Raw genomic sequence first — 14,332 nt, 5'->3', positions numbered from 1 at the left:
CCCGCAATCGGGGGCATGGACTGCACCAAGTGCGACCGCGAGGCGGTGATGCACGCCGCGTATTCGGGGACGCATCTCTGCGACACGCACTTCTTCGAGTCCGTGGAACGCCGGGTGCGCCGCCGCGTCCGCGAGGACGACCTGCTTCCGCGGGACGCCACCCCCGAGAATCCCCAGACGTGGGTCGTCGGGCTCTCCGGCGGAAAGGACTCAGTCGTCCTCACCAAGATACTCCACGACACGTTCGCCGACGACCCCCGTGTGGAACTCGTCTGCCTCACCATCCACGAAGGCATCGAGGGCTACCGGGACGCCTCCGTGGACGCCTGCGCGGAACTCACCGACGACCTCGACGTGCGCCACGAACTCGTGACCTACCGCGACGAGTTCGACCTGGAGATGGACGATGTCGTCGAGGACGACCCGGAAAACATGGCGCCGTGCGCGTACTGCGGGGTGTTCCGCCGCGACATTTTGGCGCGGTACGCCGACGAGTACGACGCGGACAAACTTCTCACCGGCCACAACCTGGACGACGAGGCCGAGACCGCGCTGATGAACATCTTCGAGGGGAACGTCGAGCAGGTCGCGAAGCACTTCGACGCCTCCCTCGGCGGATTCGACGACCGCGAGACCCGCCCGGAGATGGTGCCGCGCGCGAAACCGCTCCGGGACGTGCCCGAGAAGGAAGTCGCGCTCTACGCCCAACTCCACGACCTCCCCGTGCACATGGCGGAGTGCCCGCATTCGAGCGAGGCGTTCCGCGGCGAAATCCAGGATCTCCTCCTGTCGCTCGAGGAGAACCACCCCGGCACCCGCCACTCGATTATGGCGGGGTACGAGGAGCTCGCGGAGTTGGCTGCCGAAAAATACCGTGGCGATGAGCCCGAGTCCGAGCTGGACTCCTGCGGGGAGTGCGGCGCGCCGACGACGCGCGACGTGTGCCGGAAGTGCGCGCTGGTCGACGCCGTTCAGTCGGTCTGACGCACTCCGATGGCTCCCACGGCACTGGGGAACTGTGCGACGGGCGCGTGACCGGCTGTTCGGTTATCGGATGACGTCCAATCCGTTGTTCTGCTCGACTTCGTCCTCGCCGCCGTCGGAGTGTGCACCCCATTCGGAGCCCGTGCTCCCGGTCTGGGTCTGCGCGTCCACGTCACGAGACGGGTTCGTGTCCACGTCCTGGAGTTCCTGCCGGGACTTGTCCGCCTGCTTCTGGGTGCTCGGACCCAGAACCTGCGCGGACTGCACGCCCGTCATGATGGCCATGACGCGAACCTTGCCCTTGTAGTTCTCCTGGATGCGCGCGCCCCAGATGACGTTCGCGGACGCGTCGAGGCGTTCCGTGATGTGGTCGGCGATGCCCTCAGCCTCTTTGAGCGTGAGGTCGGGGCCGCCCGTGATGTGGACGAGTCCGCCGGACGCGCCGCGGTAGTCCACGTCGAGGAGCGGGTGGTTCATCGCGTCCTTCACCACTTCTTCGGTCTTGTTCTTGTCCTGAGTCTCCCCGACGAGCATGACGGCGACGCCGCCCTGGTTCATGATGGCGGTCATGTCCGCGTAGTCGAGGTTGATGAGGCTCGGCTGCGTGATGGTCTCCGAGATTCCCTTGACGGTCTCGGCGATGATCTGATCCATCACGCTGAACGCCTTGCCGATCGGGAGGTTCGGGACGTAGTCGAGCAGGCGGTTGTTGTCGAGCACGATGATGGAGTCCGCTTCGTCGCGGAGCTTTTCGAGGCCTTCCTCGGCCTTCACCGTGCGTGCGCGCTCGACGTTGAACGGCGTGGAGACCATTCCGACGACGATTGCGCCCTGCTCTTTCGCGATGTTGGAGACGACAGGTGCTGCGCCCGTTCCCGTGCCGCCACCCATGCCGGCGGTGACGAACACGAGATCCGCGTCGCCGAGCACTTCCTTGATCGTTCCCTGCGCCATCTCCGTGGCGCGTTCGCCCATCGAGGGGTCGCCGCCCGCGCCGAGGCCGTTCGTCAGGGACTTCCCGACGAGAATCTTCGTGTCGGCCTCGATCATCTTGAGGTGCTGTTTGTCCGTGTTGATGGCCACGGTGTCAGCGCCCTCGACGCCGATGTTGTAGAGGCGATTGACGGTGTTGTTTCCCGCGCCGCCGCAGCCGACGATGACGATTCGGGGGTCGCCGAACTCGTCGCCGTCGCTGCTGGCGTCGCTCATATCTCGCTGCTCTTTCTCGGCGTTCTCGAGGGCCTCGTTGACTATATCCTGCATTGTTACACCTTGGCCCAGTTTTTCGGGCTGTTCTCTTGCTGTTCGTCGAGCATTTCACGGACGGCCGACCGGATGGCTTCGCTGCGATTGGGGTACTTCCCCCGTTCGACCATCCGCTCGACCTCCTCGATCTGCTGCCGTGGTATTCGTAGAGTCACACGCTCCATAGTTTGTTTCCCCAGTAAGCCGGCGTTTTGTCTTACATTGGTCGCGGGACGCGGCGTACTGCGCCGCAGTCGACCGGTTCCGTGTAAGACGACCGTCTTACGTACACCAACCATCTATGTAATGACGTAAATAGTTAATGGGGGCTGAGAACGAGTCCCTCACCGATCTACGATACCGGCCGACGCGGTTCGTCGGCCGCACTCCGGACAGAACGCCCACTCCGCCCGCAGCTCCCCGCTGCACTCGCAAAACGCACGCTTACCCGCCTTTTCACCGCAGTTCGGGCAGTACACGTGATCCGATTCCACAGACTCGCCACACTGCGGGCACGGCCGCGACGACTCCCCCGCACCGCTCTCACGGGACTCGACAGCGTCGACGCGCTCGTTTGAACGCTTCAAACCCGCGTTTTCGCCGTCTACGCTGACGTTTACGTTAATCCCTCGTGTGCTACCGAGGCATTCAGCGACGAGCTCATCTACGCGCTCGGCCACTAGCGCGTCCAACGACCCGCCGCGGTCGCCGTCGGACGACCGACGTTCCGAACGGCCGGCTCGCTCGTCGAGGTACTCGCGGAGCGCCTCCCGCATCACCTCGCTCTTCGACGCGTCCAGCGACTCCACCGCCCGAACGAGGTCGTCGTCCGCCCGGAACGTTATTTTACTCATCCGCTCACCCAGACCTACCGACGTATCCCACATCAACCTACCGCCGCTGTCGGACGCTGTCACACGCCTCTCCGAATGATAACCCTTTTATCCGAATCAGCGGCTAGAAGTGAGTACGTCCGCCCTTAGCTCAGACTGGTAGAGCAGCCGACTGTAGATCGGCTTGCCCCCCGTTCAAATCGGGGAGGGCGGACTCCTCTTGCCGCCGATTCCGGGCAGAAACTAAAACTCCGTAAATGGACGTTAGGGGCGCTTCTCTCGACTGATTTCTATTCTGGATCAGTCGCGGACGAACGCGGGTTGAACAGGGTTCCCGGCGCGGGGCCGCGCAGTCTCGCGGTTTCCGTAGTCGAACGGGGGTGTTCCCGGTGAGCGCCGAGGTCTCCGCTCGCGGCGTTCTCGAAGTCCGTACCTACGAACGAAGCCAGCAGTCCATCCGCCTCGTCTCCTGTCCGTTCTGCACCCACGACTTCGACCCGCACGAGCCGCGCTGGAAGCACCTCCTCGACGAACACGACCCCGAAGACGCCGGCCTCACGCCCGCGGGCGAAATCGCACCCGGCCATGACGCACCGCTGTTCGAGCGGGGTGGTGGCCTGTGAACGTCGCGGTGTCCCGGCACGCCGAGAAGAAGTACCTCCGGCGGGCCGACGCGCTCCACCTCGCGCCCACCATCGAGGACGCCTGGCGACAAGCCCACGAGATACCGGGCGGCCGGTGGCTCCACGGCGAACGCGCGCGCTACGACCCCACCACCCGCGTCGTGCTCCCTGTTCGTGACGGCGTGATTCGCACGGCGATCTACGCGCCCACCGCGAAGCCAGCGATTCGCGCGGCCGTCGAAAACGCGGGGTGGTTGCCGTGACCCAGGAGTTCGTTCGGGCCTCCCAGCTCCGAACCGACGGCGGCGCTGAAGCACGCCGGCAGGACTACTGGGAGCAGGTCGCCGATGACGCCCCTACCGCCGACGCGTGCGCGATGTGCGACGCGGACGGCCCGGACTGCCGCCGCGTCCGCCTTCCCAACCGGGACGAACGCGTGGCACTCTGTCGACCGTGCCGCGGTCTCTGGGGTGGTTCCGGTGAGTGAGCAGGCGACGCTCGCGACGTTCGCGGGGCCGGCGCTCGACGAACTCACCGAGGCGGAACGCGACGCCTACCAGTCCATCCGCGAGGGCGAGTATGGCGTTCGTGAGTTCGCTCGCGAGACCGACCGCGCACCCGGCACCGTCGGGAATCTCCTCGCGCGGGCTGACGCGAAACTCGGGGGGTCGTGATGGCGCACGTCGAAACCGTCCGTCCCCAACCGCACGAGTTCGACGTGACCTGGCATTTCGGCGCGACACACCGCGACGACCACGGCCTCAGCCTCTACTACGCTGCTGATAGCGTCTACAAAGACCACGGTGAGGACTGGAAAACTGAGGGAAAGCCCACCGAGTCGTTCCGGTTCGACGGCGACGAGTGGGCCGCCTGCTTCGACTACTACACCGGCGGCCTCGACCCCGACACCGCTCCGCCCGAGTTCCAGCTCGAACAGGTGCGCGAATTCCAGTTCTACTTCGTCGCCCAAGACAGCACGTACGACGGCGAGCGCGCCGACAACAGCCAGCGCGTCCGCGGTGGCACGCTTACGCTTCGGCCGCGGTGGCCGGACCTCGATAGCCTCTCCGAGTACGACACGCCGAGCGTCCCTGACCTCGGGGGCCCCTACGTTTCCGTTCGAGCGCAGGCCTCGAACATCGACCCCGAGAAGTACCTGGACCTCGCGCGCACCGTCTTGACGAGTTTCGATATCGACCCGCGGTACACGATGGACCCACACCCGATTAGTCACGTCTCGGACTGCGCGCTCTACGTGCGTCCCGACCGCGCGAAGAGCGGGCCGTTGTACGCCGCGTCCGGCCCGATTAGTCGGTGTCACGACGTGCTGGTGTCCGACCGGTCGGGGTATCGGAAGCACACCGAGGATCACCGCGAACGCCCTGGGGATCACGTCGCCGCCATGGTCACCGACGACCGTGCGAGCGACCTCCTCCGCGGCCACCGCGTCGGCTTCGAGGCGAAACACTACTACATGAGAGACCCACAGTCGTACGATCCTGACGAGTTCGGCTACCACCCGAAGTTCGAGGTCGCCTACCAGTCCAGCCTCACCAACCGCACCGTGCGCTGGGATCATCCCGACGAGTTCGACCTCGAGGACCTCCTGCACGAGCTCGACGAAACCTTGTTCAACATGGTGGAGTGGGCCGGCCTCTCGCTGCGCGGTGGCGAGCAGTGGGTGAGTGATGCGTACTTCGCGGCCGGCGACGAGATCGAGCGCTCGCTCCGCCTCTACGATGACCCGCTGCCCGAGGTCGAAGACGCACAGACCGCGGCCGTCACCCGGCTGTGGGGTGAGATGGAAGACTCGGACCGCGCGGTCGTCGACTATCTGCTCGCCGATGGTGGCGAAGTCTCTCCCGAGCAGGCTGCCGACGAGACCGGCTACTCCTACCGGACGATCCGCCGCGTCGTCGACCGCCTCAAGGATGTCATCACGCATACGTACGGCCAGTTAGAGATCGCGTCGAAACACATCCAGCAGGAACTGCTTTCGCGAGTGCAGGCCGCAGAATCGAACTTCCGCGAGACCGTCGGGAGTGCGGTGATGCAGGTGGCGAACGCGGCCGAGCGCGGCGACACGGCGGACGCGTGGAGTCGATGGCGCCGCGAGTACAACGCCGCCGTCCGCCCCGGCGAGTACGACCACGAAACCAAGGTGGAGATCCACTACCAGCCGACCGACGCGGCGGACGAGCGGTCGATGCTGCGGCAGCTCGCGCTCGCATGGGAACAGACCCACGACGAGCCAGTGCGGCACCTGACGGTCTCGTACACGCGCGCGGATGGCGAGCACCGCACAGTTCGGGACACGTGGAGCGTCGTCGACAGTCTCCAGGTGGCCGCGCAGCGAGCAGAAGACGCGCAGAACGCGACGGCACGCCGAGAGGCAGAGGATGTTGATTGGGAGGCGTGGGCGGCGAAGCAGCGGCGACGAGCGGGCGGTACGGGTGACGTGACACCGGGCTAACGCAGCGACGGCGGAGTGGCAACACTATTCTACGGGTTGTATACGGGGGTGTGCGCGCGGTTTCTCCCGGGGGGACCCCTATGGAGTGGTCGCCTCGGGACGCACACTCCACGGTGTTCCGGTGCGCCCCGAGGCGACACCCGAGAGGGAACCGGCCTCGTCGTGGCCGGTTCCCCCTTGGGCGTGTGCCTAAGGGCAAACCCAAATAATACACCGCACGGCTCTTCTCCGGTCAGCTATATTTTGAAATGAGTAGGGCAGTCTCAGAACAGAATTTAAGCCCTTCCGCGAAAATCTTTTTCCAGTGTCAGATATTCCTGAGCCTGTTCGTAGAGAAGTTCGACAGGAGGCGAATTTTGGATGTGCTATCTGTGGAAACCCTATTATAGAAATCCACCATATTGTTCCTCGAAGTGAGGAAGAGCACAATGATCCTGAGAGAATGATCGCTCTCTGTCGGAATCACCATGCATTGGCGGGGCCGCAAGCTGAAGGGATCACTCCAGATCAACTGTACGAGTACAAAGAGGATCCTCATAATTCTGATCTTGTCGACTATGATTTCTACTTCGAATCTGAAACTCCCTTGATTGAATTTGCAGGCTGTAAATGCCAACTTAGGGATCTGGATAAGATGTCTATTCTAAGTGTGAACGGTGATGATTTAGTGACTATGTCCTACTCGGAGGGGGTTTTACAGTTTAGTGCGAGGCTCTATAATCAAGAAGGGGATCTAGTGGCTGAACTAAACGAAAACGAGTGGACAGCTTATACCGAGGACGTGTGGGATCTGACTTACAACGGAAACCAATTCAAGATCTGGCATGACAAGCGCGATATTGGAATCGAGATCAGGTATGATTCAGATACTGATAGAATATTTATGAGGGGTAATTTCTACAAAGATGGTGCCCTAGTTCGCGCCACTCCTTCGAAGATTGTATTCCCTGGAAATAACCAAGTGATTGGCTGTACCTTCATCGACTGCCGTGGCGCTCTGGCTTTATCGACCAAGTAGACTTAGCCTATCTCTTATTTTGAGTTATCTCTGCTGTCCCTGGATTGATACAGACGGCGATCCTACGAGTGCTAATAATATCAGCGAGTTCTTTTTTCAGCCGTAGTGAGAGACCGGGGTGTTCTAAAGCGTCCTCCACGTTATCGAGAAGTGGACCGACGGAGTCGCAGGCAATGACGACGGCCTCGGTTTTGTTGACCTCGAGGCGATCCGCGGCCGCCTCGATCACTTCCTTCCGATACGCGTAGTCGCCGTCAGTTCGGATCCGCATACCGAGTTCGTGCACACGAACTCTCTTGACCCATTGAATTTGGCTCACTGGAACCCCGATTTCGGGGGTGAACCACCCCGGACGTGTCGAGTAATAGAGCGGTTCGCGGGTGTGTGAGGGCGCGCGAGCGTGTATATGCACACGAGGGTGCGCGGGTTCGTGTGCATAATCGGTCGAGCGTACTCTGCCGCGCGTGAACCCACGCAGTCACGCCACGACACTCCTCGAACCGAGAAAATCGACCGATTTTCGACGAAAAACCGGGGTCGGGTGGGGTCGGGAGGTCAGAAAATCCGCCAGGAGTCGGGCCTTGTATAAATATATGTGCGCGCTGGGGGGTGGTGTCTGACTGACCGAGTGTATCCCGTCGCCGTGTGCTGGTTACTCCGGTTGCTCGGTCACGAGGGTCGAATAGTCCCCATCTCGCCAGTCACTCACCCGATTCGTCACCCAGCCTTTCGAGTACCCCACGATTTCAGCCGCGTCCTTGTATCGCACGCCGTCCTCGTCGTCCCACGGCTTCACCGCGCGGAGCGCCGTCTGAATCGCCTGCTCGCGCTCGCTGAGACCACGCCCGTCCGTGTCGTCCTCCTCGTCGTCGTCGCGGTCGCCGAGTATCTCGAACTCGCTGGCTTCGTGTTCGGCGTAGGTCTCGCGGGTGTCCGTGAGCTTGTCCGTCTCTAAGCCCTCCTCGAATCGGTCTTGCCCGCCCTCGCTTTCGAGGATGCGCGCGAAGTTCGGCTTCGAGCGGTGGGGCTTCTCGATAGCGAACGAACAGAGGTCGCGGAACGGCTTCGCGGTTTTCGTCCGTGTGTGGTTCACCATGAGAACGCTCCCGCGCTTCGCGTAGGGTCCATGTTTCTCCTCTTTCTTCCGGACGAACGTGAGGGAGTCGCTGAACGTCTCTGCGTCCTTGTTCCCGCTTCCGAACCCGGAGAGTTCCTGCGCGGTCTCATCTATCACGGCGAGGACTGCGCCCTCGATTTCCGCCATGGCTTCGAGGAGTTCCTGGTCCGAGTGAACCACGCGGTCGAAGCCCTCCCAGGACGTGTTTCCGATGAGCGCGCCGCCCGTTCGCGCCGCCCATGTGCGTGCTACGTCGAGCGTCATGGCAGTCTTTCCGGCGCCGGGCGGGCCGAGCACGAGGCCGATAGCGCCCTCGTGTTCGAGGCGATCTACGACGGCGCTCATCCAGTCGCCTGCCGTCTCTTTCCGCTGGCCGGTCATGCCGACGAAGCCCTTGAGTTGCGACGTGCGACCTTCTCTAAAGGCGGTGTCCATCGACCGGGTGGCCGCTGAGGAGAGGATGCGCTCGGCGAGCACGGTGTCGAGAAAGTCGCCCGCCTGCGGGTCGTCCTCCCAGAGACTACAGTAGTAGTTCAGGAGATCGAGGGTGTCGGCGTCGTTGACCATGCCGGCGAACTCCCGCACCCAGTCGTTCGGCTTTTCCTCCAGCTCGCCGCGGAGCCATTCGCGGCCTTCGCCGGCCGCGTACACAACGGACTTGTCGCTACTCCCGCTCATCGTTTCCACCTCCGTCGGTCGCGGGTTCGGCGTCGGTGACGCCGGCGACGTTAGCGAGGTCGTGGAGGAGTTCGTCGGCGTCGTCGTCGTGCTCGTCGGTCGTGCTGGCTTCGTTCATCTGCATCCGTTCGGGAAGGAGACTGTCGGGCATCTGGTTTTGAATCACGTCGGTCACGGTGTCGCCGCCACCGACGCTCGGCGTCAAGTGCGGGCTGAGTGCGCGGTTCTGTTCCATGGCGCGGAGGCGGTCGAGCGTCCGCACGACCGATGGCAGGTGTCGCTGAAGCCGCTCGCCATACCGCGCCTGGTCTTCGAGATCGCCGCGCACCTCCTCGATGGCGTTCAGGGCGTCGGTCGCACTTGAGGCGCCGATAGTGTCCGACGCCGCGACACTCCCGCGCCAGGTTCCCTCGATGACGTTCTCTTCGGGATGGTAGGCGCGACACTCGTAGGTCTCGGTCTTACACTCTGGGAGGTGGTTGAGTTGTCCGTTCACCTGGGCGTCGGCGAATTGGTCGGGGGAGAGTTCCCACTCCTCGATGACTTCTGTTTCTTCGTCGTTGATGACGTACAACGTCACACGGGGCGGGTCGGGGAGGAGATCGTCGAGGCGGCCGGTCGCTATCATGACGGCGACGGCGACGAGTACGAGCGCGAGCACGGCGACGCCGAGCCACTCAGGCGCCTGCGGTATTTCGTTGCCGAGTGCGATCCATCCGCCGGCGGCGAGGAGCGCGTACTTCAGGAGGTCTCGCCACATGGTTAGTTCACCCGTTCGGCTTGGAACTCGTCGTCTTCGGCGCGCTGGCGGGTGCGGTAGACGGTCGCGCCGGCGGTGAGGCCGACCGATCCGAGGAGGAGCATTAGGACGGTCTGTCGGGGAACGGGCGCACCCGTGCCGGTCTGGATGGCGCCCGTGGTCCAGGTGACGGAGACGGCGCCGGAGGAGACACTGAATACGGCGACGCCCTGGACGGGCGACACCTGTACGTTCACGACGTTGCGGCCGGCGTCGAGCACGACGCGGCGCGCCGTGGTCCGGGTTTGGGTGGCGCCGTCGCCGGTGACGGCGCGCACGACACCAGACTGGTCCGCGACGGAGAGAACGTGTCCGCCAGTTTCAGCGTGAATAACGACGCGGACACTCCCGCTCTTAGCGTTGTACTCGTAGCTCTGGACGGTGACGCCGCGCGAGAGTTGGGTATTCACGACAGTCGCCCCGTCGTCGGTCGTCGTGCTGTTCGCGGTTGTCGTCGTTGTGCTCGCGTCCTGGGCGGTGACTGCGCCGACGCCACAGCTAGTCGACACGGCGAGCAGGAGCACGGCGAGCACGGTGAGGAATCTTCGCATCTGTATGAGTGAAATAGGAGTATTCGCCTGTTTACCAGGGTGTGACGGCGTTCTGTAGTTGTGCTTCTATCCACGCTTCGAGGCCGGCGAGGGGGTTGAAGCCGGTGAGGATGCAGTACCCGAGGGCGAGCGCGACGACGGCGAGCTTCTCCTCGGTACTCATGGGGTTAGTCCTCCCTCCGGTCAAGCGCGAGGAGCGCGCCGGCGAGCACGAGGAGACCCATGCCGAGTTGGGTGGTGCCGAGGCCGCCCCCTCCACCACCGCCGGCGGTGGGAAGCCGGGATTCGGCGTCCTCGCGGACTTTTTCCAGTTCCCGGAGGTCTTCCACGAAGTCGCTGGCGTTGCTGGTTTGGTAGTTGTAGTCGCGTGTGTCCAACGACGACACGGACCCGGAGTCAGTCACGATCTGCTTGATCGTGAACTCGCCGCCCAGCTTCGTAATCTGGGTGTACTTTCCTGCCGGGGCGAAGAACTCCGTGCCCGGAATCTCTGAGGTCTTATACGTCGTGTTGGTCGTCCATGTGCCGTTCGGCGCGTTCCGCGCGAACAACATCCCGGACTCGGTGACACGCTTCCAGCGCTGCGCGGACTCCGCGGTGATCGTGACGTTCTGTAGGGTCGTGGTCTCGCCGACGTCCACCTCGTCGCTACTCCACGCCGTGCTAAACCCGTCGTAGGTCTCGATAGTGACGGTCGGCGGTTGGTTTCCGAGCTTCGAGGTGTTCACGTCACGCGGAATCGGCACCTGAATTGTTCGCGTGGTGCCGTTCGCCGTAACGATCTGTCCGACCGGTTCGCCGCCCACGCTTACGTTGTACGGGCCGAGTGCGGACGTGTTCCCGGACGCGGAGAGCGTCACGTAACGGATGTCCGTCGGCTTGAGGTAGGACACCGTCAGGTAGGAGGTGTTCTCGAGGTCCGGGCTGTCGAGGCCCATGGTGGCGAGGGTCGCCCATTGGTAGATCGAGGCGCCCGTCTGGTTGTACGCAGTTGCGTACTGCTGGGCGAGCATTTCGGGTGTCACAACGTCGGAGGCGTTGATTCGGCCGTCTCGCCAGCCGCTAATCAGCGTCTGTGCGAAGTCCGTGTTGTAGTTCGCTTTCAGCTGGGCGACGGCAGCCTCAATGTCACTTCGGAGCGATTGGTACTTCGTGAAGTTGAGTACACGCTTCTGGGGTGCACTCAACGATTCGTTCGCACCATGTACCGCGGCAACGTTCGCATACGGGCGCGTAGTGACCTTGAACGCCGAGCCAGATGCGTAGCCAGACGCCTGAGTGTCCTCAAGGGACACCGTGGCCGGCGTTCTAGTGTTCATGGCTTCGTAATCGTTAGTGTATTGAGCGAAAATGCTAACGTTGAGTCCTCGAAGCGGAACGGTCGACCCATTGAGGAGTGTCGTCGTCGTAGTATAAGAGTCGGTGACGGTGACGCTCCCGGTCGTACTCTTCATATACGAATCATAGTTGCTACCACTCCACCCGAAGGACAGCATGCCGTTGGGAATCCCACTATCGTTGTAGGCGGTGTTACCGATGTAGCCGAGTTGAGCGATGTGAGCGTTATATTTGGCGAGGAGGTTACGCTCTCGGACGGCGTAATACTCCTTGATAGCCGCGTGCATGCGGTTGGTGAGCTTGGTAGCGTTGTGGGTGCCGTTGTTCAGGAGCTTCAGGGCCGCGTACTTGGCCTTCTGGGAGGCGATAGTACGAGAGTCGGCGAGGAAGTTCTGTACTGAGGTTCGGTACTGCTGGGCCGACTCGTGGGCACCGAGGGCGAGGGCGTGGAGGTCGAGCTGTTGTTGCTGGTTTTCGAGCGACTTGATTTTCTTGACTTCTTCGCGGGTATAGCCGTTGTCGCCCGTGCCGAGGTACTGGTTGGCGACGATGCCGGCGGCGGCGGTCGCGCCGGTCGCGATCACGATGACGGTACCGACACAGAGGCCGCCACAGGCTTGGGCAGACTGAACAGGCGACACGTCGTCGAGGGTGTCCTGTGCGCCAGGACCGAGCACGCCCGCGCCGACGCCGGTGGTAATGAGACCGAACGCCATGAGAACAGTGGCGAATCCGCGGAGCGTCGGGGTTGGGAGGCGGGTCACGGAACCACCCCGAGGGCGGGGAGTGCGACGCCGGCGAGGGAGGCGGTGGCGCCGGCGGCGAACATCCCGAGGTCGCGGGCGTCGAGGTCGCGACTCACGAAGCGGGAGTCCGCGTCGGTGAGCGCAGGCGATTCTGATTCGGTGGCCATGTTAGTCCTCCCAGACTTCGGCGACGCCGAGCTTCTGCGCGACGAGGGCGACGCCACCCGCGCCGAACGCGAGGGCGGCGAGTTCCATGTTGCCTGTGCCGACTAGATCGGCGATGTAGTTGGTGCCGGTGAGTTCGGTGACGCCGACGTTTGCGGCGCCGAGACCGGAGAGACCATACGTGAGTGCTTCCGTCGTTTCGTACTCGTCAAGCGGATTCTGCATTGATGTGTTGAGTGTTGAAGTGGTGGTTTACGGGCGATACAGGGGTTAGAGCATCCAGCCGATTACGAACTGGCCGGTGGTGACGACGCCGACGTAGACGAGGCCCCAGAGGTCGCTACTGCTGAAGAAGCTGGAAACGTCGCCGACGAACACCCAAGCGACCATGAGGCCGACGGTGGCGAGCACAGCGCCATAGTAGTAGTCGCCGAGGTCTTTCGCGTCCTCTTGGAGCGAGGAGAGTTGTGCGTTCTCGTTGGTGAGGATCGTGCCGGCGAGTGCGAGCGCGCCGATGACGTAGGCGGTGGAGAGGCCGTGGCCGGCGAGGGTGAACGCGACCGCGCCGAAATCCACGTCGAAAAGGTTGAACGAAGCGATACCCGTCACGATGAACGCCGAAATCATCGTGGCGACAGTCAATCCCGCGTCAACGGGGTCAAACTCTTTCTTCATGGGTACTACCCACGAACAACGACCCGAGACCGCGACTTAACCAAATGATTCGGGAGAACTCAGCGCCGCGCCGAACGAATCTTGTTCGGGAACTCGTCGAGCTTGTCCCCGCCCCGCACCCACAGCTGAAGCGTCCCTGGCCCGGTGAACTCCCACGACCCCGAGGCCGTATGAATCGACAGCGTCGCCCGTCGATACCATAGACACAGGAGGGCATAGAGAACCGCGAACGCGCCCGGAATTGCGGTTGCTTCCATCTGTGAAAGCGGGAAGTTCGAAAGCTCGGGGACGATCAGGAACGTCCCGATTGTCACGGCGACGGTGGCGAGAAACATCCAAAAGAGACCGCGCGGAATCCGCGCTTTATCAAACTCAATTGCGTCGAGTCGGTCAAGAGAGATATCCACTGCGGACCCGCTGTTCAGGTAGACGAGACGTTTGGGCGTCAGCGTGACGTTGCCTTTTGAGTCGCCGTACTCCCCCTCGAACGCCGTTGTCGTGAGGAGCTTCGGCTCCTTATCTGGCAGATAGCTGGCTAAATCCATCAAATAAAATCCTGGGATGTTGAGAAATAAAACTACTCTTTGAGGTCGCTCGCGTCCAGTTCACCCGCGAGATACGCGAGGCCCTTGTCCGTAATCCGATAGTACGACCCTTCCTTGAAGGGGGATTCTAAGAGCCCGCGCTCTTCGAGTTTATTCATCCTGCGCGAATATGTGGATAGGGACTTATCGAGCGATTTGAGTTCGTCGGTGAGGTGGCGCTTCACGGCGGTTGGGGGAAGGGCGACGCGCTTCCCTCCAACTTCCCCGAGGTCTGAGTAGAACTCTAGGATAGCGTCGTCTACCTCGTTCATACCGGGCACTCGGGGCCGCATACGTGGGTTGTTGGACAATGCGCGCTTAGTCGCTCCGGTGTCTTCCGTGAATAGTATCTAACTCTCATGTATGCAAGTTCTATTGCAAACGTCTAAGTGTATGTGTCGAGTTGTGGGAGGTGGGCGCGGGCGGCCGTGAGAAACAGTATGGGCATACGGCGGCCGCCGCGCGCTTGAACCACATCATGAAACTGGACGCGTCCGTACTTA

20 protein-coding genes and 1 tRNA gene are annotated in these 14,332 nt (G+C 62.5%); 7 read left to right on the top strand and 14 right to left on the bottom strand.

Going from position 1 to position 14,332, the window contains the following annotated elements; genetic code table 11:
* Positions 1-15: 15 nt before the first annotated feature.
* On the top strand, positions 16-984 hold the full coding sequence (locus FQU85_RS02705) for a TIGR00269 family protein (protein ID WP_145844012.1): 969 nt from the start codon (positions 16-18) through the stop codon (positions 982-984).
* 63 nt (positions 985-1,047) lie between these two features.
* On the opposite strand, the gene ftsZ is transcribed toward FQU85_RS02705, so the two are convergent.
* The 3 genes from ftsZ to FQU85_RS02690 all read right to left on the bottom strand — a co-directional run bounded on the left by ftsZ (position 1,048) and on the right by FQU85_RS02690 (position 3,083).
* Positions 1,048-2,247, bottom strand: coding sequence for a cell division protein FtsZ (gene ftsZ / locus FQU85_RS02700; protein ID WP_145844011.1), 1,200 nt, complete (start codon positions 2,245-2,247; stop codon positions 1,048-1,050).
* A 2-nt stretch (positions 2,248-2,249) separates the two neighbouring features.
* A complete protein-coding gene (locus FQU85_RS02695) occupies positions 2,250-2,414 on the bottom strand; it encodes a ribbon-helix-helix domain-containing protein (protein WP_145844010.1) in 165 nt (54 codons plus the stop codon).
* A gap of 159 nt (positions 2,415-2,573) precedes the next feature.
* A complete protein-coding gene (locus tag FQU85_RS02690) occupies positions 2,574-3,083 on the bottom strand; it encodes a zinc ribbon domain-containing protein (RefSeq protein ID WP_145844009.1) in 510 nt (169 codons plus the stop codon).
* A gap of 119 nt (positions 3,084-3,202) precedes the next feature.
* Between FQU85_RS02690 and FQU85_RS02685 the strand changes: the two genes are divergently transcribed.
* From FQU85_RS02685 to FQU85_RS02660, 6 genes are all read left to right on the top strand, one after another.
* Positions 3,203-3,276, top strand: a tRNA-Tyr gene (locus tag FQU85_RS02685).
* 175 nt (positions 3,277-3,451) lie between these two features.
* A complete protein-coding gene (locus FQU85_RS02680) occupies positions 3,452-3,685 on the top strand; it encodes a hypothetical protein (RefSeq protein ID WP_145844008.1) in 234 nt (77 codons plus the stop codon).
* Positions 3,682-3,948, top strand: a complete 267-nt coding sequence (locus tag FQU85_RS02675) for a hypothetical protein (protein ID WP_145844007.1) — start codon at positions 3,682-3,684, stop codon at positions 3,946-3,948. The genes FQU85_RS02680 and FQU85_RS02675 overlap by 4 nt, the downstream gene beginning before the upstream one ends.
* Before the next feature lie 216 nt (positions 3,949-4,164).
* Positions 4,165-4,359 carry a sigma factor-like helix-turn-helix DNA-binding protein gene (locus tag FQU85_RS02670; protein ID WP_145844006.1) on the top strand — a complete coding sequence of 65 codons (195 nt, stop codon included), beginning with the start codon at positions 4,165-4,167 and terminating at the stop codon, positions 4,357-4,359.
* The gene (locus FQU85_RS02665) at positions 4,359-6,158 is read left to right on the top strand and encodes a hypothetical protein (protein ID WP_145844005.1); all 1,800 of its coding nucleotides are present in this window, start codon (positions 4,359-4,361) and stop codon (positions 6,156-6,158) included. The genes FQU85_RS02670 and FQU85_RS02665 overlap by 1 nt, the downstream gene beginning before the upstream one ends.
* A 304-nt stretch (positions 6,159-6,462) precedes the next feature.
* Positions 6,463-7,176, top strand: coding sequence for an HNH endonuclease (locus FQU85_RS02660; protein WP_145844004.1), 714 nt, complete (start codon positions 6,463-6,465; stop codon positions 7,174-7,176).
* A 7-nt stretch (positions 7,177-7,183) separates the two neighbouring features.
* Here the strand turns inward: FQU85_RS02660 and FQU85_RS02655 are convergent, their stop codons facing one another.
* The 11 genes from FQU85_RS02655 to FQU85_RS02615 all read right to left on the bottom strand — a co-directional run bounded on the left by FQU85_RS02655 (position 7,184) and on the right by FQU85_RS02615 (position 14,101).
* Positions 7,184-7,462, bottom strand: coding sequence for a hypothetical protein (locus tag FQU85_RS02655; protein ID WP_206022058.1), 279 nt, complete (start codon positions 7,460-7,462; stop codon positions 7,184-7,186).
* A 366-nt stretch (positions 7,463-7,828) separates the two neighbouring features.
* Entirely contained in the window at positions 7,829-8,971 is a 1,143-nt protein-coding gene (locus FQU85_RS02650) for a hypothetical protein (protein WP_145844003.1), read from the bottom strand.
* On the bottom strand, positions 8,958-9,731 hold the full coding sequence (locus FQU85_RS02645; protein ID WP_145844002.1) for a hypothetical protein: 774 nt from the start codon (positions 9,729-9,731) through the stop codon (positions 8,958-8,960). The genes FQU85_RS02650 and FQU85_RS02645 overlap by 14 nt, the downstream gene beginning before the upstream one ends.
* A 2-nt stretch (positions 9,732-9,733) precedes the next feature.
* The gene (locus FQU85_RS02640; RefSeq protein ID WP_145844001.1) at positions 9,734-10,321 is read right to left on the bottom strand and encodes a hypothetical protein; all 588 of its coding nucleotides are present in this window, start codon (positions 10,319-10,321) and stop codon (positions 9,734-9,736) included.
* Between the two features lie 31 nt (positions 10,322-10,352).
* Positions 10,353-10,484, bottom strand: a complete 132-nt coding sequence (locus FQU85_RS13690; RefSeq protein WP_255473803.1) for a hypothetical protein — start codon at positions 10,482-10,484, stop codon at positions 10,353-10,355.
* Between the two features lie 4 nt (positions 10,485-10,488).
* Positions 10,489-12,423, bottom strand: coding sequence for a hypothetical protein (locus FQU85_RS02635; protein WP_145844000.1), 1,935 nt, complete (start codon positions 12,421-12,423; stop codon positions 10,489-10,491).
* Positions 12,420-12,572 carry a hypothetical protein gene (locus FQU85_RS13240; RefSeq protein ID WP_168219925.1) on the bottom strand — a complete coding sequence of 51 codons (153 nt, stop codon included), beginning with the start codon at positions 12,570-12,572 and terminating at the stop codon, positions 12,420-12,422. The genes FQU85_RS02635 and FQU85_RS13240 overlap by 4 nt, the downstream gene beginning before the upstream one ends.
* A gap of 1 nt (position 12,573) precedes the next feature.
* Positions 12,574-12,795 (bottom strand): hypothetical protein, encoded by a 222-nt coding sequence (locus FQU85_RS02630; protein WP_145843999.1) that lies wholly within the window; start codon positions 12,793-12,795, stop codon positions 12,574-12,576.
* Positions 12,796-12,840: 45 nt separating this feature from the next.
* Positions 12,841-13,245, bottom strand: a complete 405-nt coding sequence (locus FQU85_RS02625; RefSeq protein ID WP_145843998.1) for a hypothetical protein — start codon at positions 13,243-13,245, stop codon at positions 12,841-12,843.
* 59 nt (positions 13,246-13,304) lie between these two features.
* Entirely contained in the window at positions 13,305-13,790 is a 486-nt protein-coding gene (locus FQU85_RS02620; protein ID WP_145843997.1) for a hypothetical protein, read from the bottom strand.
* 32 nt (positions 13,791-13,822) lie between these two features.
* Complete coding sequence (locus FQU85_RS02615; RefSeq protein WP_206022057.1) at positions 13,823-14,101, bottom strand: transcriptional regulator; 279 nt, start codon at positions 14,099-14,101, stop codon at positions 13,823-13,825.
* Between the last annotated feature and the right edge of the window lie 231 nt (positions 14,102-14,332).

The sequence above is a fragment of the Salarchaeum sp. JOR-1 genome, from assembly GCF_007833275.1.
Taxonomy (GTDB): Archaea; Halobacteriota; Halobacteria; order Halobacteriales; family Halobacteriaceae; genus Salarchaeum.
The sequence above is the reverse complement of the archived record's forward strand: the minus strand, read 5'-3'. Positions and strand labels throughout refer to the sequence as shown.

Excerpts from the sequence above, each read along its gene's own strand:
- FQU85_RS02625 (WP_145843998.1), bottom strand. The coding sequence starts at position 13,245 with ATGAAGAAAGAGTTTGACCCCGTTGACGCGGGATTGACTGTCGCCACG.
- FQU85_RS02705 (WP_145844012.1), top strand. The coding sequence starts at position 16 with ATGGACTGCACCAAGTGCGACCGCGAGGCGGTGATGCACGCCGCGTAT.
- FQU85_RS02695 (WP_145844010.1), bottom strand. The coding sequence starts at position 2,414 with ATGGAGCGTGTGACTCTACGAATACCACGGCAGCAGATCGAGGAGGTC.
- FQU85_RS02630 (WP_145843999.1), bottom strand. The coding sequence starts at position 12,795 with ATGCAGAATCCGCTTGACGAGTACGAAACGACGGAAGCACTCACGTAT.
- FQU85_RS02665 (WP_145844005.1), top strand. The coding sequence starts at position 4,359 with ATGGCGCACGTCGAAACCGTCCGTCCCCAACCGCACGAGTTCGACGTG.
- FQU85_RS02640 (WP_145844001.1), bottom strand. The coding sequence starts at position 10,321 with ATGCGAAGATTCCTCACCGTGCTCGCCGTGCTCCTGCTCGCCGTGTCG.
- FQU85_RS13690 (WP_255473803.1), bottom strand. The coding sequence starts at position 10,484 with ATGAGTACCGAGGAGAAGCTCGCCGTCGTCGCGCTCGCCCTCGGGTAC.
- FQU85_RS02650 (WP_145844003.1), bottom strand. The coding sequence starts at position 8,971 with ATGAGCGGGAGTAGCGACAAGTCCGTTGTGTACGCGGCCGGCGAAGGC.
- ftsZ (WP_145844011.1), bottom strand. The coding sequence starts at position 2,247 with ATGCAGGATATAGTCAACGAGGCCCTCGAGAACGCCGAGAAAGAGCAG.
- FQU85_RS13240 (WP_168219925.1), bottom strand. The coding sequence starts at position 12,572 with ATGGCCACCGAATCAGAATCGCCTGCGCTCACCGACGCGGACTCCCGC.
- FQU85_RS02615 (WP_206022057.1), bottom strand. The coding sequence starts at position 14,101 with ATGAACGAGGTAGACGACGCTATCCTAGAGTTCTACTCAGACCTCGGG.
- FQU85_RS02690 (WP_145844009.1), bottom strand. The coding sequence starts at position 3,083 with ATGAGTAAAATAACGTTCCGGGCGGACGACGACCTCGTTCGGGCGGTG.
- FQU85_RS02645 (WP_145844002.1), bottom strand. The coding sequence starts at position 9,731 with ATGTGGCGAGACCTCCTGAAGTACGCGCTCCTCGCCGCCGGCGGATGG.
- FQU85_RS02620 (WP_145843997.1), bottom strand. The coding sequence starts at position 13,790 with ATGGATTTAGCCAGCTATCTGCCAGATAAGGAGCCGAAGCTCCTCACG.